Source organism: Deinococcus sp. AJ005, from assembly GCF_009017495.1.
In the GTDB taxonomy this organism is placed as follows: domain Bacteria; phylum Deinococcota; class Deinococci; order Deinococcales; family Deinococcaceae; genus Deinococcus.
This window is the reverse complement of the sequence record NZ_CP044989.1, coordinates 199,231-218,601: the sequence shown is the minus strand read 5'-3', so window position 1 is coordinate 218,601 and position 19,371 is coordinate 199,231. Positions and strand designations below refer to the sequence as shown.

General features: G+C 63.5%; 16 protein-coding genes. 9 read left to right on the top strand and 7 right to left on the bottom strand.

The genetic code is table 11. From position 1 onward, the window contains the following. Positions 1 to 4: 4 nt before the first annotated feature. The 6 genes from DAAJ005_RS01340 to DAAJ005_RS01315 all read right to left on the bottom strand — a co-directional run bounded on the left by DAAJ005_RS01340 (position 5) and on the right by DAAJ005_RS01315 (position 7,885). Positions 5 to 943, bottom strand: coding sequence for an ABC transporter permease (locus DAAJ005_RS01340; protein WP_151845528.1), 939 nt, complete (start codon positions 941 to 943; stop codon positions 5 to 7). 83 nt (positions 944 to 1,026) lie between these two features. Further along, on the bottom strand, positions 1,027 to 2,607 hold the full coding sequence (locus DAAJ005_RS01335; protein ID WP_151845527.1) for an ABC transporter substrate-binding protein: 1,581 nt from the start codon (positions 2,605 to 2,607) through the stop codon (positions 1,027 to 1,029). A 254-nt stretch (positions 2,608 to 2,861) separates the two neighbouring features. Then, positions 2,862 to 4,448, bottom strand: a complete 1,587-nt coding sequence (locus DAAJ005_RS01330; protein WP_151845526.1) for an NAD(P)/FAD-dependent oxidoreductase — start codon at positions 4,446 to 4,448, stop codon at positions 2,862 to 2,864. Positions 4,449 to 4,539: 91 nt separating this feature from the next. Beyond that, entirely contained in the window at positions 4,540 to 5,304 is a 765-nt protein-coding gene (locus DAAJ005_RS01325) for a nitroreductase family protein (protein ID WP_151845525.1), read from the bottom strand. 203 nt (positions 5,305 to 5,507) lie between these two features. Then, the gene (glpK, locus tag DAAJ005_RS01320) at positions 5,508 to 7,022 is read right to left on the bottom strand and encodes a glycerol kinase GlpK (protein ID WP_151845524.1); all 1,515 of its coding nucleotides are present in this window, start codon (positions 7,020 to 7,022) and stop codon (positions 5,508 to 5,510) included. A gap of 368 nt (positions 7,023 to 7,390) precedes the next feature. Beyond that, the gene (locus tag DAAJ005_RS01315) at positions 7,391 to 7,885 is read right to left on the bottom strand and encodes a hypothetical protein (RefSeq protein ID WP_075833209.1); all 495 of its coding nucleotides are present in this window, start codon (positions 7,883 to 7,885) and stop codon (positions 7,391 to 7,393) included. A gap of 133 nt (positions 7,886 to 8,018) precedes the next feature. On the opposite strand from DAAJ005_RS01315, the gene DAAJ005_RS01310 reads away from it, so the two are divergent. From DAAJ005_RS01310 to DAAJ005_RS01275, 8 genes are all read left to right on the top strand, one after another. Continuing rightward, entirely contained in the window at positions 8,019 to 8,822 is an 804-nt protein-coding gene (locus DAAJ005_RS01310) for an alpha/beta hydrolase (protein ID WP_151845523.1), read from the top strand. Between the two features lie 184 nt (positions 8,823 to 9,006). Next, entirely contained in the window at positions 9,007 to 10,239 is a 1,233-nt protein-coding gene (locus tag DAAJ005_RS01305; RefSeq protein WP_226342331.1) for an MFS transporter, read from the top strand. 334 nt (positions 10,240 to 10,573) lie between these two features. Then, positions 10,574 to 11,635, top strand: coding sequence for an NAD(P)-dependent alcohol dehydrogenase (locus DAAJ005_RS01300; protein ID WP_151845521.1), 1,062 nt, complete (start codon positions 10,574 to 10,576; stop codon positions 11,633 to 11,635). 918 nt (positions 11,636 to 12,553) lie between these two features. Next, on the top strand, positions 12,554 to 12,976 hold the full coding sequence (locus DAAJ005_RS01295; protein ID WP_151845520.1) for an acyl-CoA thioesterase: 423 nt from the start codon (positions 12,554 to 12,556) through the stop codon (positions 12,974 to 12,976). After that, on the top strand, positions 12,976 to 13,341 hold the full coding sequence (gene nrdI, locus DAAJ005_RS01290) for a class Ib ribonucleoside-diphosphate reductase assembly flavoprotein NrdI (protein ID WP_192930692.1): 366 nt from the start codon (positions 12,976 to 12,978) through the stop codon (positions 13,339 to 13,341). The genes DAAJ005_RS01295 and nrdI overlap by 1 nt, the downstream gene beginning before the upstream one ends. A gap of 14 nt (positions 13,342 to 13,355) precedes the next feature. Further along, a complete protein-coding gene (gene nrdE, locus DAAJ005_RS01285; protein WP_151845518.1) occupies positions 13,356 to 15,443 on the top strand; it encodes a class 1b ribonucleoside-diphosphate reductase subunit alpha in 2,088 nt (695 codons plus the stop codon). A gap of 156 nt (positions 15,444 to 15,599) precedes the next feature. Continuing rightward, the gene (locus DAAJ005_RS01280) at positions 15,600 to 16,619 is read left to right on the top strand and encodes a ribonucleotide-diphosphate reductase subunit beta (RefSeq protein ID WP_151845517.1); all 1,020 of its coding nucleotides are present in this window, start codon (positions 15,600 to 15,602) and stop codon (positions 16,617 to 16,619) included. Beyond that, the gene (locus DAAJ005_RS01275; RefSeq protein WP_151845516.1) at positions 16,612 to 16,896 is read left to right on the top strand and encodes a thioredoxin; all 285 of its coding nucleotides are present in this window, start codon (positions 16,612 to 16,614) and stop codon (positions 16,894 to 16,896) included. The genes DAAJ005_RS01280 and DAAJ005_RS01275 overlap by 8 nt, the downstream gene beginning before the upstream one ends. 92 nt (positions 16,897 to 16,988) lie before the next feature. Here the strand turns inward: DAAJ005_RS01275 and DAAJ005_RS01270 are convergent, their stop codons facing one another. Continuing rightward, positions 16,989 to 17,894, bottom strand: a complete 906-nt coding sequence (locus DAAJ005_RS01270; protein WP_151845515.1) for a DNA repair protein — start codon at positions 17,892 to 17,894, stop codon at positions 16,989 to 16,991. Positions 17,895 to 18,084: 190 nt separating this feature from the next. Here DAAJ005_RS01270 and DAAJ005_RS01265 point away from each other — a divergent pair, with 190 nt between their 5' ends. Beyond that, complete coding sequence (locus DAAJ005_RS01265; RefSeq protein ID WP_226342330.1) at positions 18,085 to 19,251, top strand: anhydro-N-acetylmuramic acid kinase; 1,167 nt, start codon at positions 18,085 to 18,087, stop codon at positions 19,249 to 19,251. Positions 19,252 to 19,371 lie beyond the last annotated feature (120 nt).

The window sequence follows — 19,371 nt, the reverse complement described above, 5'->3', positions numbered from 1 at the left end:
CTCCTCACGACAGCTCCGCGCGGGGGTCAAGTCGGGCATGGATCAGATCGGTTGCCAGAAACACCAGCGACACGATCAGGGCGAACATCAGCGTCAGGCCCTGGATCACCGGGTAATCGCGTCCGAAGATGGCGTCTACCATCAACCGTCCGACGCCGGGAATGGCAAAGACGGTTTCAGTGATCACGGCCCCGCCGATCAGCGCGCCGATGTTCAGGCCCAGCAGCGTGACGGTGGCGATCAGGGCGTTTCGCAGCACATGACGGGTCATGATCACGCGGCTCCTCAGTCCCTTGGCCCGGGCAAAGTCCACGTATTCGGCGGTCAGCACCTCGATGATGCTGTTTCTCAGCGTGCGGACCAGGATCGCGGCCAGATTCAGCCCCAGCGTCAGTGCGGGCAGAAACAGGTGAAACAGATGTTCGCCAAAATTCTCGCCGTAACCGCCGATGGGAAACCAGCCCAGCCGCGCGCCCAGCAGCGTCAGAAGTTGCAGGGCCACGTAGAACACCGGCAAAGACAGACCCACCTGGAACACGGCGCGAATCAGCGCGTCCACCCAGGTGTTGCGGCGCACGGCGGCCAGCACCGCCAGCGGTACGGCCATCAGCACGCCCAGCACGGCGGCGTAGACCGTCAGGAACAGGGTCACGGGCAGCCGCTCGCCGATCAGGCGCAGCACCGGGATTTTCAGGTTGATGCTCTCGCCCAGATTGCCGTGCAGCAGTTGGTTGACGAACAGGCCAAACTGCACCAGCAGGGGCTTGTCCAGGCCCAGCTCCTTATTGGCCCGCGCCACGATGTCCGGCGTGGCCCGGTCCCCCAGCAGCGTGCTGACCGGATCGCCGGGAATCAGATGAACGAGTGTAAAGACCAGCACCATCACCGCCAGAAACAGCGGAATGATCTGGAGGAGCCGCCTCAGAACGTAACTGGTGTGCATCTCACCTCCTCAAAGCATCAATAGACGCGCGCCACGCTTGAACAGAAATGGCGTGGCGCGCGTCTGGGTCAGGCTCCTGCCGCTTACTTCGCCAGCCAGGTGGCCTCGAAGATGTTGTTGCCCAGCGGAATCTGGTTAAAGCCCTTGACGTTGTTCAGCAGCGCCACCGCGTAGGGCGTCTCGAACAGGAAGATGGTGGGCGAAGCCGCTGCGTAGAGGGTCTGAATCTGCCTGTACTGCGCGGCGCGTTTGGTCTTGTCGGTCTCCTGCTGGCTCTGGATGAACAGCTTCTCGATGGCCGGATCGGTGAAGCCGGTGTGCGCGGCTTCGGTGTCGCCGTTGACCGCGTAGTAGCCGGTGATCTCGCTGGGGTCAGCGATATCGTCGGTCCACGCGCCCGTGCGCATCTGGAAGTCGTTGGCGCGGTAGCGGGCCGTCTTGGTGGCGGCGTCGAGCTGCTCAATCTTGAGCTTGATGCCCACCGCACCCCACATCTGCTGCAAGGCGGTCAGGAGCGCCTGATCGTCCGCGCTGCCCGAAGTCGCCATGCTGGTCACTTCGATGCCGTTGGCATAGCCCGCCGCCTTCAGCAGCGCCTTGGCCTTTTCAGGGTCATAGTTGAAGCCTTTCTGCGCCGGATCGAAGAGTGGCGTGCCCGAAGACATGAACGACTTCATCGGCTTGCCCGTCCCGAAGGTCACGAGCTGGATCAGGGCGTCGCGGTTGACCGCGTAGTTCAGCGCCTGGCGCACCCGCACGTCGCTCAGGGGATTGGCGCTGCCGTCCTTGAGCTTGGGGCGGTTGTTCATGATGATGTCGTTGACCTTGGTGGAGGGGAACAGCACCATGTTGATCTTGGGATCTTTCTTGAGTTCGGCCACCCGGCTCAGCGGAATGAACTCCGCGCCCTGCAACTCCCCGGCCTGCAATTTCAGGATGCGGGTGTTGTCGTCGGGGATGATCTCGAAGCGAAGGGTGTCCAGGTACGGCAGGGCCTTCTTGTCATCGCCCATCTTCCAGTAGTAGGGGTTGCGCTTGAGTACCATGTACGAGCCGCGTTTCCATTCGCTCAGCACGAAGGGGCCGGAGCCGATGGGCTTCTCGGCAAAGGCCTTGGCCTTCTCGGCGTCGTTCTTGCCGGGTGCGGCGTTGAACAGCTTCTGCGGCATGATGCCGGTGTTGAAGGTTGCCAGCGCCGGAATGATCGAGGGGTCCGGCTTCTTGAGGGTCACGGTGACCTTATTGCCGCTGGCTGCCACACTGGCAATCGAGCCGACCAGGCCCACCCACGCGCCGTTGTCGGGGTTGCGGGCGCGGTCCAGACTCCATTTCACGTCGGCGGCAGTGATCGGGCTGCCGTCGGCGAACTTGATGCCGGAGCGCAGCGTCAGCGAGACGGTCTTGCCGTCCTTGGACAGGCTGTAGGCGCTGGCCAGTCCCGGCTGCACGCCCTTGCCGTCGGCAGTGGGTTGCAGCAGGGTGTCGTACAGGTTGGTCAGAATCCAGATGTCCAGGTTGGCGTCGTTCAGCACCGGGTCCAGAAACAGCGAGTCGGCGTAACGCCCGAAGGTCATCTGGCCTCCACGGGTGGCGGCGAACGCCTGGCCCACGGTGAGTGCGGCGGCAAGCGATAAAGCAATACGAGACATTCTCTTCACGTTCATAGGGAAGACCTCCAGTGTTGGGCAAGAACACCCGTTGATGTGTACTAGGACACTATAACACCCAGAGGCAGAATGGAAGAGGTGAGACAGTGTGTTGCGGGTAGGGGAGGAGGCACCGCCACTGCTACCGGCTGCGATTGGAATATTCTCGTACGCCTGGGAATCTGAACAGGACTCTCAGGGTTGCTCCCCGCAGGAACGGCGTCCTCTCTTCGGGCTATCCCGATCTGAGTGTGTGACAGATGGTGTCCATATCAGCCGGGCGCGGTCTGGCCCATGTCCGGCGCTTTCGGCTGCGTCTGCTGGCCCTCTGTTGGCCCAGGACGGCGTTTGCCGAAGGCCGGATTGTCCGCCAGCAGGCCCAGGTAGACGTGCCGTACCGCCTCGCCGTAAGTGGGATATGGCACCGGCAGCAGCGCCAGTCTGGCCGGGTGAACGTGCAGGCGGGAGGGCAGGCTGAGGGTCTGGATCAGCTCTCCCGCGCGGCTGCCCACCACCTGCGCGCCCACCACCCGCAGGCCCACGGGCGAGCCGAACACGCCCTTCAGGGCGACGAGCTTGACGAATCCCGCTTCGCGTTCCGTTCGGGCGCGGTCCAGATGCGAGAAATCGTAGTCCACCACCACCACGCGCCCGCCGTATCGCTTCACCGCCTGCGCCTCCGTCAGGCCCCAGTGGGCGATCTCGGGTTCGGTGTAGGTCACCCAGGGAATGTCCTCCACGCGGGCGGCGGGGGCGCGCAGGGCGGCCACACCCTTGCCCCACCACGCCAGCGCGCCCAGCCCGGCCAGCGTGCCGCGCTCGGTTGCGCCGTGCGTGAACATGGATCCGCCCACCACGTCGCCCGCGCCCCACAGGTACGCGCAGGAGCTGGACTGCATGTCGGACCGGACCTTCAGCCCCCCAGCGTCGAAGTCGGCCCCGATGGTCTCCAGGCCCAGCCCCTGCACGCGCGGCGTCTTGCCCACCGCCACCAGCAGATGCGTACCCTCCACCGTCTGACCGTCCCGCAGGTGCAGCCGCACGCCCTGCCCGGTCCGCTCCGCCCGCACCGTTTCGGCGTTCAGGTGGACGGTCACGCCGTCTTCTTGCAAGACCTGGAGGAGTGCTGCCGAGGCTTCCGGCTCGTCCCTGTCGATCAAGCGCTCGCCGCGTTGCATGGTGGTGACCCGGCTGCCCAGCCGCACGAACGCCTGGGACAGCTCGCAGCCGATGGGGCCGCCGCCCAGCACCAGCAGATGCGCGGGCCGCTCCGGCACGTCGAAGATGGTTTCGTGGGTCAGGTACGGAATCTCGCTCAGACCGTCGATGGCTGGCACTTTCGCCTCCGAACCCGTCGCCAGCACGAATTTCCCGGCCATCACCGTGCGGGTCTGACCGTCACGGGTGACCTCCAGCACATGTGGAGAGACGAAAACGGCCTGACCCCCGATGACCTGCACGCCGCGCCGCTCGATAGATTCGGGGGAGTCCACATCCTCGAACAGGTCGATCACCGCATGCAGTCTGGCGCGGATGGTGGTCCAGTCCGGCTCGCCACTGACGTTCATTCCCAGCGCTGTACTCTGACGTGCCGCATGGACCTTTTTTGCCATCGCCAGCAGCGCCTTGGAAGGAATACAGCCGGTGAAGGTGCATTCGCCGCCCGTCCGCTCGCGCTCGATCAGGATGACGCGCTGCCCGTTCTGGGCGGCCAGGAGTGCTGCGGTCAGACCCGCCGCTCCCGCGCCGATCACGGCCACGTCGGCCTTCAGGGGCGAGTTCCCGGTGTCGGGCGGAATGGCCCAGCCGTGGCGCTGCGGGTCCGGTGCGGGAAAGGATGGTTCGGGTTGAACGGTCATGCGGCCTCCAGCCCCTGGTCCGTCCACCGCGTCCGTAGGCGAAGGTCAAAGGGGGTGCTAGCAGCGGGTACGCGGCTGGAACGCTCAGGATTCAATCTACTGACCTCCCCGTACTGCCCAGATCAGTGTCGTCCAGACCATTGCCGCCCAAGTCCACCTGAAAAATCTGCTCCAGCGGCTTGCGCGTCAGCTTCGGCACGGTAGCGTCCGGGGCCGGGTAGCCCACGGGCAGCACCATCAGCGCCTCCTCATTTCGGGGACGGCCCAGCAATTCAGCCAGAAACCCCATCGGATTGGGCGTGTGGGTCAACGTGACCAGCCCGGCGTGGTGCAGCGCGGCAATCAGCAGGCCCACGGCAATCGAGGCGCTTTCCACAGTGTAGTAATGCTTGGTGCGCGTGCCGTCCGTGTCCAGACCGTATTTCTCGCGAAAGACCACGACCACCCACGGCGCGTCGGTCAGGTGGGCCTTGACATAATCGGTGCCCAGCGGGGCCAGGGCCGCACGCCATTCCTCGGGCATGCGCCCGGTGTAGGTCTTGTATTCCTCGGCCTCCACCGCCCCGCGCAGCCGCGCTTTCAGGGCCGGGTCCTGAACGGCCACGAAGCGCCAGGGCTGACGGTGTGCGCCGCTGGGGGCCGTGCCCGCTGTCCGCACGGCCCACTCGATCACGGCCTGCGGAACGGCGTCGCGGCTGAACTGGCGGGTGGTGCGCCTCTGCTTCATCTCTTGGTAAAAAGCCTCGGCGCGGGCCAGCGTCTCTTGCGGCGACAGGCGGCTGAATTCAAGCCGCTCAAACTGTGGCTCGGGGTGGCCGGGGTAGACCTCGGCAAAGGTGGGGGCGTCGGCAGACATGATCCATGATGAATGGTCTGGACCGTTTTGACCAGAAGTGCTGGGGGTTCAGCAGACGGGTTTCTGGGAGGGTGAAGCTCTCAACCCCACCTCCCAGAAGACCCAAGGGCACTTGAATTTGGAGATCAGTGGCCCGGACGCTGCCTGCTGCGGGGCAGATGAAGAAACCTGGACCGCTTCAAGATGTCTGGCCGCAGACTCTCTCAGCCCTCCGCATCCTCCCAGTCGCGGGAGCGCTCCACGGCCTTTTTCCAGCGGCGCATCCTGGCCGCGCGCTCACCTGGTTCCATCTGCGGCTCAAAGCGGCGGTCTTCCTGCCACATGGCCTTCAGTTCTGCCTGATCCTGCCAGAAGCCCACCGCCAGCCCAGCCAGATACGCTGCGCCCAGAGCCGTGGTCTCCGTAATGCGTGGGCGCACCACCGGAACGCCCAGCACGTCGGCCTGAAACTGCATCATCAGGTCGTTGGTGCTGGCCCCGCCGTCCACCCTCAGTTCCTTTAAAGTCACGCCGCTGTCCTTTTGCATGGCCTCCAGCAGTTCGGCGCTCTGAAAGGCCACCGCTTCCAGCGCGGCGCGGGCGATGTGGGCGGCAGTGGTGCCGCGCGTCATGCCCACGATGGTGCCGCGCGCGTAGGGGTCCCAGTACGGCGCGCCTAGGCCCACGAAGGCCGGAACCAGATACACGCCGCCGCTGTCGGGCACCTGTGTTGCCAGCGTCTCCACTTCCTCGCTGCTGCGGATGATGCCCAAACCGTCGCGCAGCCACTGCACCACCGCGCCCGCCACGAACACCGAGCCTTCCAGCGCGTAGGTGCGCTTTCCGTCCAGTTGCCATGCCACCGTCGTCAGCAGGCGGTTGTTGCTGGGCACTGCCTCCTGTTCGGTGTTCATCAGCATGAAACAGCCCGTGCCGTAGGTGTTCTTGGCCATGCCGCGTTCCAGGCAGACCTGCCCGAAAGTGGCCGCCATCTGGTCGCCCGCGATGCCCGCAATCGGAATCTGCGCGCCCAGCAGCCCCGGCGCAGTCTCGCCGTAAACCTCGCTGGAGGAGCGCACCTCGGGCAGCACGGCACGCGGCACGTTCAGAATCCCGAGCAGTTCGTCATCCCACTCACCCGTGTGGATGTTGTACAGCAGCGTGCGGCTGGCATTGCTGGCGTCGGTGATGTGCAGCTCGCCCCCAGTCAGGTTGTAAACCAGCCAGGAATCCACCGTGCCGAAGGCCAGTTCGCCGCGCTCGGCCCGCCCGCGTGCGCCGTCCACATGGTCCAGAATCCAGGCCACCTTGGTTCCCGAGAAATAGGCGTCCAGAATCAGCCCGGTCTTCTGTTGAAACACAGGCTCCTTGCCCTTGGCCCTTAGCGTGTCGCACAGGCCAGCGGTGCGGCGGTCCTGCCAGACAACCGCGTTGTGGATTGGCTGCCCGCTAACACGGTCCCAGACCACCACGGTTTCGCGCTGGTTGGTGATGCCGATGGCGGCGATATCGCTGGCCCGCAGCCGCGCCGAGGCGATGGCCTCCTGCGCCACGCCCAGTTGGGTACTCCAGATGTCCTGCGCGTCGTGTTCTACCAGCCCCGGACGCGGGAAAATCTGGGGAAATTCCTTCTGCGCCCGCGCCACCACGTTGCCCCCGTGATCGAAAACGATGGCGCGGCTGGACGTGGTGCCGCCGTCGAGGGCCAGGATGTACTGCGGGCGCTGGGAACTGGTCATGGGGACTCCTTGGAAGGGGCAGCGTGGGAACCTGGGAAGTGGAGCTGGCCTGGAAAGTTTAGGGCATGGGTTTGGAACCAGACGAAGAAACCCCTATGACGTCTGTTTTTGGGGTGGCTGACACGGTTTGACCCCTCTGTTTCGCGGCTCTGCGAGTCGGGCGCCCAGCTCCACTTAGAAGGGAGGCGAGAGTTGCGAAACTGCCGTTCCAGTTGCGCTTTCCTGGCTCCCTTCTGAGGGGAGCTGGCTGCAAAGCAGACTGGCTGGCACGGCCCGCAGAAGAGGAGTTTCTTTTCCGCCTTCCATCCCAGCGCAACAAAAGGGCAGCGGGGCGCAATGGTCTGCCCCGCCATCCTCCAACCTCTGCCCTACTTGATCGGGTCGATTTCCGACAATGAGGTGGATGCCGACTCGATGCGCTGGGTGCGCGCCTGACCCACCACCTTGCCGTCCAGGGAATGCTGGGCCATCACGATGGTCTGGCACAGCAGCAGCAGCGACGCGCTGACGCTGGAGGTCAGCACCCGCAGGCGACCCGCGCGCAGCAGCACGCCCTGTTCGCCGTCCGTGAGGATCAACACATGCGGCCCTACCAGCAGCCCTGCGCCGTGCGGGTAAGGCCACGAGCGGGCGCGGCAAGCCATCAGTTCCTGCCGCCACGCGTCGGTGTTCTCGGTGTGTTCTGAGGTCTGGCCCGCCTGCACGGCCCCCTGAGAAAGCTGCGTGATCAGCGTGCGGATCAGCTCGCCGGAATCGTCACTGACCCGGCGCAGGGCCGAGACCAGTTCGGTGCGGCCCACGTCGCCGCCCTGCCAGTTGTCCGTCAGCTCCAAGAGCGTTTGCATGTCCTGTGATTCGTCCATAAGCTGACCTCCAGCGCGCCGCACCCTTCTGCGGCCTGTCCTTGCGACTCTAGAGTATCCGGCCCGAGACTTTCCAAGTTTCCGTTGTCCATTCCCGAATCCAGACCGCTTTGCGCCCAGGAGACCCCACCGCATGACGCAGCCCCAGAACCTGTTCGACACGGCCACCAATGACGAGTACATGCCCAGCCGCCGGGTGCCAGACGCCGACGCCATCGTCGCGGCCTGGGTGCGGAAGAGCGCCACCGTACGGGAAATATTTCCGCCCGTGGAACTGGCCTACGGCACGGGCGAACACGAGCGGCTGGATGTCTTTGAACCTGAAGAGAAGACGCGGGCCACCCTGATGTTTATTCACGGGGGGTACTGGCAGGCGTTTTACAAGGACACCTTTTCGTATCTGGCCCCACCGCTGCTGGAGGCTGGAATTCGCGTGGCGGTCATGAGTTATGACCTGACGCCCGCCGTGACGCTGGCGCAGATCGTGGCCCAGGCACGGCAGGCCACAGCCTTTCTCGCCAGCCAGTTTCCGGGGCCGTTGGTCGTGGCCGGGCACTCCGCCGGGGGGCATCTGGCCGCCATGATCCATGCCACCGACTGGGCCGCCGAAGGCTTCCCGGACGTGAAATTGACCGGCGGCATCGGCATCAGCGGCCTGTACGATCTGGGGCCGCTGCGCCGCACCGAGTTACAGCCTGATTTACGACTCTCTGAAGAGGAGGCCCACGCTCTCAGCCCGGCTTTTCTGCATCCAACGAGCGCTGCCCCCTTTCTGGTTGCCGTGGGTGCGGACGAATCGGATTCGTTCGTATGGCAATCCCGGCAACTCGCTGATGCCTGGCCGGGTGTGAACAGTGGGGTGCGGTTGTTACTGGGCCGCCACCACTTTGACGCGCCAGAAGATTTGCTGGCGCTGGCCCTGGAACTTCTGAAATAGAAAATCCCTCATCCATGGTTCCAGTTGAACAGTGATGAAAGAACTGGGAAACCCGACTGGAAGGGAAAGGAAAAACGGTGACGGAGAGGAGGGGACGTAACGGATAAGCCGGAAACAGTGCGAAGGAACGACGGGCCTGGGTGGCAGACCTCTCCAGCATGGCGGGTTCTCTATGATGCGCGGCATGCCAGATGCCGCCGCCCCAAACGCCTCACCTGGCCCCTGGACCGCCCTCACGTGGCTGGCAGGCGCGGTGGTGTTCGCCATGGCCCCGTGGTTTTCGGCAGCAGCCGTGCTTCCCCAACTGCGCGTCGTCTGGACGCTCAGCGACACCGACGCCGCGTGGCTGACGCTGGCCGTCCAGTTGGGCTTCGTCCTAGGGGCGGTCCTCAGCGCGGTTCTCAACCTTCCCGACCGGGTCTCGCCCCGGCACCTGATTCTGACCGGGGCACTTCTGGCGGCAGGAGCCAATCTGGGCATGCTGCTGGCGGATGGTCCAGCCCAGGCCATTTTTTTGCGCGCCTTAACGGGAGCGGCCCTGGCACTGGTGTATCCCCCTGCGCTCAAGGCCATGGCCACCTGGTTCCGCACAGGGCGTGGCGTGGCGCTGGGCATCATGGTTGGTGCCCTGACTCTCGCTGCTGCCCTGCCGCATCTGGTCAACGGCCTGGGCGGAGCGAACTGGCAGGCGGTGATTGCCGTCACCAGTCTGCTGGCCGCGCTGGGCGGTCTGATGGCCATGCAGGTCAGGAACGGTCCTCATCAGTATCCGCCTGCTGTGTTACGTCCCGCTCAGGCATGGCGCATCCTGACCGGGCGCGCCATGGGCCTCACCACCCTGGGGTATCTGGGACACATGTGGGAGCTGTACGCCATGTGGGCCTGGTTCGCTGTGTTCTTTACCCGGCTGCTCTCGGAGCGCAACCTCCCTGACCCGGGCCAGGGGGCTGCCTATGCCACCTTTGCCGTGGTGGGGGTGGGGGCGCTCGGCTGCTATGTCGGTGGGGTGCTGGGAGACCGCTGGGGCCGGACACGCCTCACGGCGCTGGCCATGTTCCTGTCTGGCGGCTGTGCCCTGGCGCTGGCCCTCGCCGTCCTGATGAACGCAGCCCCTCCTGTGGTGATGACGCTGAGTCTGCTGTGGGGGTTCTGGATCATTGCCGACTCTGCCCAGTTTTCAACCATCGTGAGCGAAATTGCCGACCCCGCCTATGTGGGCACGGCATTGACCATGCAACTGGCGCTGGGCTTTACCCTGACTGCTGGGAGCATCGCGCTGGTCCCTCTGCTGGTCCGCAGCAGTGGCTGGGCACTCGCCTTCATGGTACTTGCGGTAGGGCCGCTCCTTGGGGCTGTGGCCATGCGCCGACTTGCCCGTTTGCCCGAGGCCGCCCAGATCGCTGGAGGCCGTGGCTGACCCGGACAGAGGGCTTTAGTGCATCAGCACTCCCATACTCGGCCGTCCGACACTGACCCGTGGGGACACGCACTTCCAGGTGTCATGCGCCGGATGGCCCGGAACTGTTTGATGTTCAGGAGGACTCTCTGGTCTTCAGGTCTGGGGGGTCTCAAAGCGCCCGGAGAATGAACCTAGAGACTGAAGTACATACGCAGCTCGCCTTGCCATTCGCCTCAGAACGGTGGTGCAAACCCACAGTATGGTGTGTGTCCGGTCTTTCAGCCCACCCTGTGCCCATGCCGTCTGCACACGTCACCGTCTGCGCCCATCCGTTTTACCAGGAGTGATTCCCATGCCCACTGTCAATGCTTACGCCGCCCAGAACGCCACCACCCCCCTCGCCCCCTTTCAGATCGAGCGGCGTGACCTGCGCCCGGGCGACGTTCAGATCGAGATCCTGTTCAGTGGAGTCTGTCACTCGGACATTCATCAGGCCCGCAGCGAGTGGGGGCCGGGGCTATACCCGATGGTGCCCGGTCATGAGATTGTGGGCCGCGTTACGGCGGTGGGCGAACAGGTCCAGGGCTTTAAACCAGGCGATCTGGCTGGGGTAGGGGTCATGATCGACAGTTGCCAGGAGTGTCCGAGTTGCGCCGAGGGTCTGGAGCAGTACTGCGAGAACGGGCACACCACCACCTACAACTCCCGTGAGCGGGGCAGTGGCAACCTGACCTTCGGCGGCTATTCGAGTTCTATCGTGGTGCGCGAGGAATTCGTACTCCGTGTCCCGGAGTCGCTGGACCTCAAGGCGGTGGCCCCGCTGCTGTGCGCAGGCATCACCATGTATTCGCCGCTGATGCACTGGAAGATTGGCCCGGGCCACCGCGTCGCCATCGTGGGGCTGGGCGGGCTGGGACACATGGGCATCAAGCTGGCCGCCGCGCTGGGGGCCGAGGTTACCCTCTTCACGACCTCCCAGAGCAAGGCCGACGACGCCTTACGTCTGGGTGCCCACAACGTGATCATCAGCAGTGACCCTGAGGCCATGAAGGCGGCGCGTGCCAGCTTCGACTTCATCCTGAGCACGGTGCCGACCAGCCATGATCTCGCGCCATATCTCAGAACCCTCAAGCTTGACGGACAACTGGTCATCGTCGGGGCAATCGATCCGGTAGGTGTCCACGGCGGCTTGCTGATCACACACCGCCGCAGCGTCTCGGGCAGCAACATCGGTGGACTCGCCGAAACCCAGGAGATGCTCGATTTCTGCGCCGAACACGGCATCGTGGCCGATATCGAACTGATCGACATGCAGGACATCAATACTGCCTATGACCGGATGATCCGCAACGACGTGAAATACCGCTTCGTGATCAATATGGCCTCGCTGGGGCGTGACGCTGCGGCGGACTGAAACGAATCCCGATTGAGAGGCGTCGGAAACACCCCGTTTAGGGCTTGACGCCGATCCTGGAAAGTGGTTGTGGGACGGCAACAAGACGAATCCATTCGCTCCTCAACCTGAACAAGCCATGTTTTCTGCTCAGCGTTGAATGATTACCCGCCCTCGAGGTGCAGCTCATCGAAAAAACAGCTTCTGGCCACTGAACCCTATAGGTTCAGCAAAATGGCAGTGTCGCCTCCCAATGTACGCAAAACGCTCTCCCAGACAGCCTGGAGGCTCGCTCGCTCAAGCCCTAAACGGGGTGGAAACATCAAAGACATCCGAACGGGCGTCCAGGCATCCTCTCTTTGAGCTGTGCCAGACATGGGTGCTGTCCCGACCTCTGCCACGTTGGTGATGGAATCCGTATGGCCCAGGAGGCGAGGGCAGACCAAGATATCTGGCGGCGACACTGAAGTGTTGAAAATCGGAGCAGTCCTGGCCGGAGACCTGCGTCATCACCCACTGGCTGTGCTGAACCGCTTGGATATTGGCCCTGGTTGAGACAAAAGCCGGATCGGTCCCGTCCAGATACAGCGTCGCGGCTCCACGCCAGTACCAGATGGAGTACAGTGACGGCGCTGCTCCCCACGAGCAGCCTCCGCAGGAACCGAGGGAAGTCCGGTCATGCCTCCTAAAAAGGGGGTTCAGTCCGGCACAGTCGCGCTACGGTCCCCAGTCCGAACGCTCGCCTCGCGGAGTTTGCTTCTCGTGTCTGCTCCCGCGTCAGGGGCCAAGGATAATCGCCGTGCCGAATTAACTGTTTTACTGCCGTATTTGCCGCCTGAAGCCAGGCCGCGCGAATACGTCTTTTTTTGTTTTTATTGATTAACCCGCGCTGAGTACCGCCGCACGGGTGGCCCTGTCCTGTCTTTTTGCCGAGGTTTCATGACCTACTCTCCCACGCTGGACCCCGCAAACCTTCCTCCCCGTCCTCACACTGCCGAGACGCGCGTCACGCATGTGGTCTTTCCCGGCGACACCAACCACCACGGCACGCTGTTCGGCGGCGAGGCCCTGTCATTCATGGACAGCGCCGCCTTTATCGCTGCCACGCGCTACTGCCGCCGCAAGGTGGTCACGCGGCATCTGGACGCGATGGAATTCTCACGTGCCATTCCGCAAGGCAGTCTGGTGGAACTCGTCGCCCGCGTGGTCAAGACTGGGCGCAGCAGCATGACCGTGCTGGTGGAACTGTTCATTGAGCAGATGTACAGCGAGCACCGCGAACTGGGCTGCACCGGAACCTTCGTGCTGGTGGCGATTGACGATGATGGGCAGCCCACCCCCGTTCCCCGGCTGGAAGGCTGATGCTGCTGGCCTACGACTCTCTGACGGGAAACGTGCGGCGGCTGGCGCGGGAACTGGCCGGGCAACTGGGCGCGGAAGCGGTGGACGTACGGTCGCATGTTCCCAACACTGAATACCTGCTGCTGACCTACACCTTCGGCACGGGGCAGGTGCCGGACACCACCCACACTTTTCTGGACCAGCACGGGCATCTGCTGCGCGGCGTGGTCTCCAGCGGCTCGTACCACTGGGGTCAGAATTTTGCGCGGGCGGCGGACGTGATCGCGGCGCGGTACGGCGTCCCCATCGTCGCCAAGATCAACAAGGGCGGCACCGCCGCAGACCGCGTGCGCGTGCTGACGTGGCTCAGGGAGCGCAGTGCTTAATTTAAGGGAGAACTATGGAACGTTGGATTGAACTGAACAACAAAGTACTGGCCGGAACGCTGGTGCAGCCGCAACACGATCTGGAAGCCTTGCAGGTCTACTTCCAGGAAAAGGTCAACCCCAACACGGTCTTCTTCCACAACCTCAAGGAGAAGATTCGTTACCTGACCGAGCAGGGCGTGTGGGATGTGGGGGTGTTTGAACGCTACACGCCGGACGAGGTGCAGGCCGTCTTTGAACGCGCCTACAGCTACAAATTCCGTTTTCAGTCCTTCATGGGCGCGTACAAGTTTTACAACGAGTACGCCACCATGACCCCGGACCGCACGCGCTGGCTGGAGCGTTACGAGGACCGCCTGAGTATCACTGCCCTGAGCCGCTCGGACACCGTGGAAGGGGCGCTGGAACTGGTGCATCATCTGGTCAACCAGACCTTCACCCCCGCCACGCCCACGCTGATGAACTCCGGCAAGGCCAACACGGGCCGCCTGGTCAGTTGCTTTCTCTTGCAAGACTGCACCGACAATCTGGATTCCATCACCAAAACCCTGTCCTTCGTGGCCGAACTGAGCAAGGGCGGCGGCGGCATCGGCGTGGAGGTCAGCAACCTGCGCGCACGCGGTGAAAGTCTGCGCGGCATCCAGAACGTCACCAAGGGTGTGATGGGCGTCGCCAAGATGCTGGACAACATGCTCCGGTACGCCGATCAGGCCGGACAGCGCCCCGGCGCGGGGGCCATCTATCTGAGCGTGATGCACGCCGACTTTCTGGACACCCTGGGGGCCAAGAAGATCGCCACCGATGAGGACGCCCGGCTCAAGACCCTCAGTGTGGGCGCCACCATTCCTGACGTCTTCATTGAGAAGGTGCGTGCGGGTGAGGACATTTACCAGTTCTTCCCCCATTCGCTGTGGCAGGAAACCGGGCGCGAATTCACCGACATCAACTGGACGACGGAATACGACGCGCTGGCCGACAACCCTCGCATCCGCAAGAAGCGCGTCGCGGCTCGCCGGATTCTGGAAGAAATCGCCGTGACGCAGGGGGAGAGCGGCTACCCCTACCTGCTGTTTGAGGGCCACGCCAACCGCGCCAACCCGATTCCCAACGTCGGTACCATCAAGATGAGCAACCTGTGTTCCGAGATTCTGCAACCCACCACGCCCAGTTATTTTCACGCTTACGGGCAGGAAAGCAAGGACCGCATCGGGCTGGACGTGTCGTGCAATCTGGCCTCGCTGGTGATTGAGCAGACGATGGGCAGCCGCGATCTTGGCCGCGTGGTGGGCGCTGCCGTGCGGATGCTGGACAACGTCGCGCAGTCCACCCACATCACCGAGGTTCCCGCTGTGCGCCGCGCCAACGAGGAAATGCGCTCCATTGGCCTGGGCGCGATGGGCCTGCAGTCCTTCCTGGCGGGCAAGGAACTGATCTATGGCTCTCCCGAGGCTTTGGAATTTGTGGACGTATTCTTCGCCGCCGTGCATTACCACGCCCGCAAAGCGAGTATGGAAATCGCGCGGGACACGGGCTTTGTCTTCGGGGGCTTCCAGGGCAGCCGGTACCAGTCCGGCGAACACTTCGCCCAGTATCTGGACCGGGACTTTGCGCCAAAAATGCCCGAAGTCGCGGCCCTGTTTGACGGTCACGCCCTGCCCACCCGCGCCGACTGGGAGCAGCTTGTGGCCGATATCAAGCAGCACGGTCTGGCGCATTCGTTCGTGATGGCCGTTGCCCCCACTGGGAGCATCAGCTACGTGTCTCACGCCAGCGCCAGCATCATGCCGATCACGGAAAAGGTGGAAACGCGCACCAGCAACAAGGCGCGGACCATCTATCCCATGCCGCACCTGAGTGCCGAGACCGAGTGGTACTACGAGGAAGCCTACGACATGGACCAGCGCCGCGTGCTAGACACCGTGGCCGCCGCGCAACGCCATGTAGATCAGGGCATTTCCTGCACGCTGTTCATCCCCGCCAGCGCCACCACCCGCACCCTGCAAGCCTATTATCTGTACGCCTATCGCCTGGGTATCAAAACCCTGTACTACACGCGCCTGCGCAAGTCCAACCTGCAAGAGTGCCTGAGCTGCGTGGTCTGAAACCTTCTGGCGGCGATGGAAGCCTGTCCGGTGTTGTTACCGGGTAGGTTGGAATCAGAGCCGGAAGGTCTTGCTTGCCACTCGCTCTGCTGCGCAGCTTTGCAAGTCTGCTCGGGTTCGGCTCCGACTCACCGCAATTTTTTTCAAGGAGTCTCTATGTCATCCCAACCCTTCTCCGCCACCAACTGGTCTGACCCCGAGGACAGCTTCTCCGCCACCTTCTACGAGAAGTACACCTCCCAGTTGTGGTTTCCCGAGGAAATCCCCCTGAACAACGACGCGCTGGTCTGGAAGACCCTCAGTGATGCTGAACGCTGGACCTACATCCACGCCTCGGCGGGCCTGAACGCGCTGGACACTTTGCAGGGCGAGGTGGGAATGCCCGCCCTGCGCGGCTTGGTAGACGGTCACATCCGCAAAGCGACGCTGCAATTTCAGGGCATGATGGAGGACATCCACGCCCGCAGCTACAGCATGATGAACAAGACCTTCCTGTCCACCACCGAGGAACGCGAGGTCTTTGAGTGGGTGCGGTCGCAGCCCCACCTGCAATTCAAGATTGCCTTCATCCAGGACATTTTTCACGGTCCAGATGTGTCCGCGCTGGGCCTGTGGAAGAAGATGGTGGTGTCGTGCATGCTGGAAACGTCGCTGTTCTACAGTGGATTTTTCTATCCGCTGTATCTGGCCGGGCAGGGCCGGATGGTTTCGGCAGGCGAGATTTTTAATCTGATTATCTTGGACGAGGCGCTGCATGGCGTGTACGTGGCGCTGCTGGCCCAGGAGAAATTCAACCTGCTGAACGCCGCCGAGCAGGCATATGCGAAAGCGTGGTACGCCGAGACGCTGCAAACACTCTACAAAAATGAGCTTGCTTACACCGAAGTCCTGTACGCGGACGTGGGACTGGCCGGAGACGTCAAACGCTTTATCCGCTTCAACTTCAACGTACTGGCCGACAATCTGGATCTGGAACGCACCTTCCCCGACGAGGAGATCAACCCCGTGGTCCAGAACGGCATCCAGTCGCGCGGCACCACCCACGATTTCTTCAGCGCCAAGGGCAGCAGTTACAGCAAAATGACCACCGAGGCCATCACTGACGCGGACATTGACGCGCTGTGGTGTGGCCATTTTCCTGATCTTCAGCCCACTGTGCGGGTCAGCCATGACTGATTCTGAGGTTCATCCTGCGCCGTTTGTGATGCTGACCCAGGACGACTGCCCCAGCTGCGAGCGCCTGAAGCTGATGCTGGCAAAGCCGCTTAAGGGGCAGTTTGAATCCCAGATCGAGGTGGTCCACCGCCAGCAGCACGCCGAGGCTTTCTTCGCCCTGACGGAGCGTAGCGGCGTTCGCAGCACCCCAGCGCTGATCCACCGGGCCAGCGGAAAGGTGCTGCTGAACACCGGGGGATTGGGCGAGGTGCGGGGCTTTCTGACCGGGCAGGGCTAAGGCTTCACGTCCCTACCCCACTCTCTTCCTGTCCGAAGTCCCAGCCGCACCGCTGAGTTTTCAGCAAGAACGGCCAAGAGAACGGGCTGTGGTCAGCGCAGATCACTCCGCAGCAGCTCGACCATGCCCTTGACCGCGCGTTCCTGCATGGCCCTCAGCTCATCGGCGGTGGTTTTCTGGGCGGCGCGGACTGCCGCGAAGTCACGGGCATCTTCCCCGGTCAGGCGCGTCACGCTGCTTTGAACGGTGAAGTGTGTTTCTGGCAGGCTGCCGAGGTTGCGTTCGGCGTCCTTGTGGCGCGCACTCAGGAAGGCTTGCAGCAGACCACCCTTGGCGCTGCGCTCCATCAGTTCGCGTTGCAGGGCGCGGTCCTTGATGCCCTGGATGGCGTCCCAGGCGGCGTCGCCCAGCAACTGGGTGGCATTTACGGGCTGGGCGTACTCGGTGGCCGTGACCTCCTGGCCGCCCTCGGTGCGCCGCCAGATGCGCAGAAACAGGCCGCGCTCCGGGGTCCACATCGTCTCGAAATCACGGGCGTCCTCGATCAGTACGCGCAGTTGCGCCGCACTCTTGATGGTCGTGCGCCAGCCTTCACCCAGCACACTCCAGTCGCTCAGGCCGTCGGCGTTGGGAGCGCCCAAGCTGGCGTAGCTGCGGGCCAGATGTTCGGCATCCTCTCCGGTGCGGCCCACCAGTGTCTTGCCTGCGAACAGTTGAATCTCGCCCGTGTCGGTCAGCGCCGCGCGATGTTCCAGATGATGCAGGCTGTAGCCCCAGCGGTCCAGCGCCACACGCAGCAGGGCCGTGAGCTGGGCGTCGGCTGTGGCCGGGTCCGCCACAATACTGGTCACGTCGGCGTCGATCTGTGCGGTGGTCAGCAGCCGCTGAAAACCGGTGGCGTCGCTGGGCACCGCGTCACTGGGCGCTGGGGCGGGCGTGTCCTTGCGGCGGCTTCCCGATTGGCGGGTGGCGGATTGGCGGGGAGTCGTTTCGCTCATACCGTAATTATAGATGATTTTTGCGGCCCTGTCTGTGTGGTACACGGCGCAGAGGCTGTTTCCCGGCAATTCAAACTGAACGGACCGTGGCCTGGCTGGAGGGAGGATGGTACGGTGTGGGCGCAATGATTCAGTCAGAACGCCCCGAACTTCAACTGGAACGGAGATTTTCACGGGCAGGTGGTCACCCGTGACCCGCGCGCCCCGCATCCTGGGCCTGATGACGGGCACCAGCATGGACGGCATCGACGCTGTGCTGATCGAGCTTCCGGGCTGGCCTGCTCTGGGTGTGGGCGGACGCCCTCCCGAATTGACTGGCCCCACACCGCGCGCACGGGTGCTGGAACACCGTTACATCCCGTTTGCCGATGACCTGCGCGCCGCCTTGTTGGCTGCCAGCCGTGATGAGGCCAAAACCAGCGAAATTACCCAGTTGAATTTCTGGCTGGGCGAGGCGCTGGCCGATGCCGCCGCCGAACTTTCAGCAGATGCAGACCTGATCGCCAGCCACGGGCAGACGGTTCACCACATCCCCGCCCCCGATGAAACGCGCGGCTGGCACACCCGCTCCACCCTCCAGATCGGTGAGGCGTCCATCATCGTGGAGCGCACCGAGAAGCCCGTGGTGTCCGATTTTCGCCCGCCCGACATGGTGGCCGGGGGTCAGGGTGCGCCGCTGGTGCCCTTTGCAGACCGGTTGATGTACGCCGAGGCTGGCGTGCGCCGCGCCATTCACAACCTGGGCGGCATCAGCAACCTGACCTATCTGCCGGGACTGGATGAGGCTGGTGTGATCGCTTTTGACACTGGCCCCGCCAATGCCCTGATTGACGAGGCTGCCGAGTTGTTCGGGGGGCGTTTCGACGATGGCGGGCGCATGGGCGCAAGCGGAATGGTCGCCGACAGTCTGGTGCAGACGTGGCGGCGAGACGCTTATCTGGCTGCACCACCACCCAAATCCACCGGGCGCGAACGCTGGAACCTGCAACGCCTGCCGGGTGTTTTCGAGTTGAATGCGCGCGACATTGCCGCCACCGTGACCGCCTTCAGCGCGCAGACGGTGGTGGACGCCTATCAACGGTTTGTGCTGCCGCACGGTCTGGACGAGATCGTCGTTGCGGGCGGCGGCGCGTACAATCCCACTTTCATGGCGCAGCTCAAGGCGGCGCTGGCACCGATCCCCGTCCTGACCTTCGAGGAACGCGGCTGGAATTCCAGCGCGCGGGAGGCGGCAGCCTTTGCCATCCTGGGGTATTACGCGTATCAGGGCTGGCGCAACACGCTGCCGCACACGACGGGGGCGCGGCATGCCGTGATCGCTGGAAAGCTGTCGCGGCCAGCGGGTGAAGGCGGCTGATACTGAATCTGTTTTTCCTGCCCATGGTCTGGTCCTGAAGAGCGGCCATAGCTGGGACAACTTGAACAGAGGAGGCCTGGACGCCCATCTGGATGTCCAGGCGTTTCCACCAGCTTCCCA